This window comes from Pantoea sp. Ft-CA_14, assembly GCF_024520875.1.
GTDB classification, from domain to species: domain Bacteria; phylum Pseudomonadota; class Gammaproteobacteria; order Enterobacterales; family Enterobacteriaceae; genus Pantoea; species Pantoea agglomerans.
Map to the genome: position 1 here is coordinate 1 of NZ_JALNPM010000053.1, position 243 is coordinate 243.

Sequence of the window (243 nt, forward strand, 5' to 3'; positions counted from 1 at the left end):
TAACAGAGCCGGACCCGCGCGTCGATCTGTCGGGTCAGGACGTGATGCGTAAACTGGTTATTCTGGCCCGTGAGGCCGGGTATAACATCGAGCCGGATCAGGTGCGCGTCGAATCGCTGGTCCCACAGAATTGCGAAGGTGAATCAGTCGATCACTTTTTCGAGAATGCGGATGAGCTGAACGAACAGATGCTGCAACGGTTTGAAGCCGCGCAGGAAATGGGGCTGGTTCTGCGTTACGTGG

At 56.4% G+C, this 243-nt stretch carries 1 pseudogene; it reads left to right on the forward strand.

The window, feature by feature from the left end:
* Positions 1 to 243: pseudogene (gene metL, locus NR195_RS22820) on the forward strand (bifunctional aspartate kinase/homoserine dehydrogenase II); the annotation flags it as partial.